Raw genomic sequence first — 3163 nt, forward strand, 5'->3', positions numbered from 1 at the left:
GTATCTTTTGCTACTATTTAGACCTACTAAGCAAATAGGCCCAAAAGCCCTTTTATTTTAGGAAATATCTATTTATAATATAATTAGTAGGGCCGGGCAAATCTGCCCGGCGGGGGATTTATGCGCGTTTTAAGCCAAATCATTTTACTCGTTTTTACCAGCGTACTGGTGTTTAGTGCGCCGGAGCCGGTTTATGCGCAAGGCAATATGTGGAAACGCTTTTCCGGCGCGTGCCGCAAGTGGTTGCCGTCGCCCAAAAAAACACCCACCCGCAAAGAAGTGCTGGAACCGGAAAATATGGAAAAAATCCTGGTGCGCCGGGCACGTGTTTCCCGCAATCAAGCCTGGGACAAAATGGATAAAGATGTCCGGCGCCTGTTGCTCCCCGCGCAAAGCACCATTTTGAATAACCAAGTTTGGGTGGGAGAAAATTTAGACGAATTATATGCCGATAATCCGGTCCTGAAAAATGCCTCGGTTTTAGTTAAACGCCAGTATTTTCAAGCGGCCAATAACCGTTTGGTGCCCGGGGTGCTTAAAAAGCGGGTGCAAAATTTATTGTGGTTAAAACGCAACGAAAAACTTTTGTTGCAAGCGGCTATTGCCGTTAAGAACACGCCCCAAAATCTGGCGGCGCAAATCCCGCCGGATACCCAATATTGGTTCATTGGCGAGGAACACGGCCAGCCCAACGTGCGCCGCACCATAGCGGACACATTAAGCGCCTTTGTGGAGCAAAACCCCGGCCGGGAAATCCTGTTTTTTACGGAGTTCTTGCCGCAGGGTGCCAATGCCCAAGACGCCGTAGCCTATGCCAATTTGGGCCTTTATAAAGGCCATGCTACGGTGTGGAACGTAGTGCATAAAGCGGGGATTGCGCTGATAGGGTTGGAGCCGCGTTTTGTCCACCGCAATCGCCTTTTGCAAACCAGATATGATGCTGTGCCCGGCGGGGAATCTTCCGAATGCAGTATTTGGCTATCTTTGGAAGGCATGCGCGTGCGCAACCAAGCCTGGGTAAAATTAATAAAAAAATACCGCACAAAATATCCCAATGCGCTGTTTGTAATCCACTGTGGGGAAGCCCATGCAGATTATTTAGAGCCTTTTGCGGTGCCGCTTTCTTTCCCGGCGGGAAAGACTTTTGTTTCGGCGGTTTACACTCCTGTTGCCGGCAACCAGTTTGAACAATTACTGCCTCATCCGTTTACTAAAATACCTGCCCTCAAGTGGGGTGCGCGCCGCTATGGCCGCGCAACCGGGTATGACTTGCGGGTATTTGTGCCCCGGTAAAAACGCTGTTTTTGCTATAATAAAACAGATAAACCGGGGGCAACCATGAAAAACCTAATTTTTTGTTTGGTATTGATGTGCGGGGCCGTGGCGCACGCGGATGTAAACATAATGACGGTCACCGACGAAGACCGCCACACCAAAAAGGAAGATTTCTACCACACTTTTGAATACCACATTTTGCCGTTGGGGCGCGGAAACAGTGCCGCAAAATGCCAGGCTACGCGCATTGGGCGGCGGTGGTTTGCCACGGCGGCCCACTGTGTGGAACGCTGCGCGGCGGGCGGGTGCCGTATTCAAATGGATTTACTAGATGAGCCTGTTTCCGTTTTGGCACAAGTGGATTCCACCCCCAAAAGACCCACTATTTTTGTGCATCCGGAATATAATGAAAATGTCACCGCCCGGGACGATTTTGCACTCATCCGCTTGGACTTAAACAAAGCCCCGCTGGTATATTATAAACGCGTGAACCGCACCGGCCTGGTGGGTATTTCGGCTCAACAGTTTCAAACGTATCTGCGCACGCACCGCACGGCGGCCGCTAAATTCCGCCGGGTGATGAGCGGGGATTTGCCGCCTATCGTTGCGTTTGACGACGACACTTATTTAATAGACCGCAAACTGTCCGTCATTTCCATTTTTGACGGCGTGCGTGACATCAAACAGAACCCGTATAAAGCGTATTATGTAAAAGATTTGGGCTTTGCGTATACCAAAAACTTTGGGATTCGCAAAGGGATGAGCGGTTCCGGTGTAATGACGAACACCGGGGAATTAATAGGGGTGGTATCCGCCGACCTTGTCTGGCAGCGCTATTCGCCCGCCCAAGGCAAAACGGAAGAAAAAGACTTCTTCTTGTTCTTGGCGTTTAACAAATCGGTGCGTGCATTTATGGAAAGCGTTATGGGCAGTGATTACTACAAGTTGGATTTCAAAGATGCGTACCCCCAGTTTATTAAACACGGCGTGCGCGGCAACCATAGCCTTATCCGGCAGGGAGTGCGGGATGTCCGCAATAAAAACAAAAAGAAATAATCCTTTGTGGTTGTTTTTATTAAAAAATAAAGATTTTTTGTTTTGTTCTCAAGGGTCATTTGGCAAATGGGGCAAAAAATTCCCTTGTTTTTTTTTGTAAAATAAGTAAGAATATAGGTATTCCCGGCTTAAAAAGGCGGCAAAAAAGCCGTTTTAAGCGGTTGGAGGAGGACTGGTTATGAAAAAATTATTTCTGCTTTTTGCGGGGCTGTTGTGTGCCCCGGCTGTTTTTGCCGCATCAACCACTACCAAAAACACAATGAAAATGGTAGCCTATTTCCCGGTGCCGTATGTAGCATACGATACGGTATCCGCCACCCAAGCGTTGGACGTGGGCGTTTTGAATGAGTGCAGAATGTCTTTGGGGGAAAACCAATCCAATTTAGGGGGCAGTAATTGTTCGCTATATTTGTATGGCGCGGCGGACGGCACGGATGATGCCCGGCGCGGCCTATTGAACGTGTCTGCCGGAAAACTGGACTTGAATGCCACCGGATTTACGAGTACCCCTATTATCAGAAGCTCTAAAGTGTTAGTGGGCTCCGGCGGCACGGACGGCTATGGCTTGTTGGAAATCGGAAAGCCCGGCGGTAAAGACCCCAATTTTAACGCTTTGTATATTAGCAGTTTGGCAAACGGTGGGGATTCCGTGCGCGCCACCGGCCGGGGCAATTCGGTGTCCGATATGGCGGCGAAGGTGACGGCATTTAAGATGTTTGACGAAATTTCCAATAACTTCCCGTCGTGCGGCGGTACCGTCACTTGGCAGGAGTTGGAACTGGGCGGGGATGTTGCCAACAACAAAACCTATAAAGATGTGTATTTAGTGTGC

Annotated in this window: 3 protein-coding genes; all 3 read left to right on the forward strand. The window is 49.3% G+C overall.

Annotated elements, in window-relative coordinates:
- The first annotated feature begins 120 nt into the window (after positions 1-120).
- Entirely contained in the window at positions 121-1293 is a 1173-nt protein-coding gene (locus ACQY18_RS06495) for a hypothetical protein (protein ID WP_428039283.1), read from the forward strand.
- Between the two features lie 45 nt (positions 1294-1338).
- Positions 1339-2331, forward strand: coding sequence for a trypsin-like serine protease (locus ACQY18_RS06500; RefSeq protein ID WP_428039284.1), 993 nt, complete (start codon positions 1339-1341; stop codon positions 2329-2331).
- Positions 2332-2509: 178 nt separating this feature from the next.
- Positions 2510-3163 (forward strand): hypothetical protein (locus ACQY18_RS06505; RefSeq protein WP_428039285.1); only part of this gene is annotated, 654 nt, incomplete at its 3' end.

This window comes from Candidatus Avelusimicrobium faecicola (assembly GCA_900540405.1).
Lineage (GTDB): Bacteria > Elusimicrobiota > Elusimicrobia > Elusimicrobiales > Elusimicrobiaceae > Avelusimicrobium > Avelusimicrobium faecicola.

Coding starts and splice junctions, on each gene's coding strand:
- ACQY18_RS06495 (WP_428039283.1), top strand. CDS start 121: ATGCGCGTTTTAAGCCAAATCATTTTACTCGTTTTTACCAGCGTACTG.
- ACQY18_RS06500 (WP_428039284.1), top strand. CDS start 1,339: ATGAAAAACCTAATTTTTTGTTTGGTATTGATGTGCGGGGCCGTGGCG.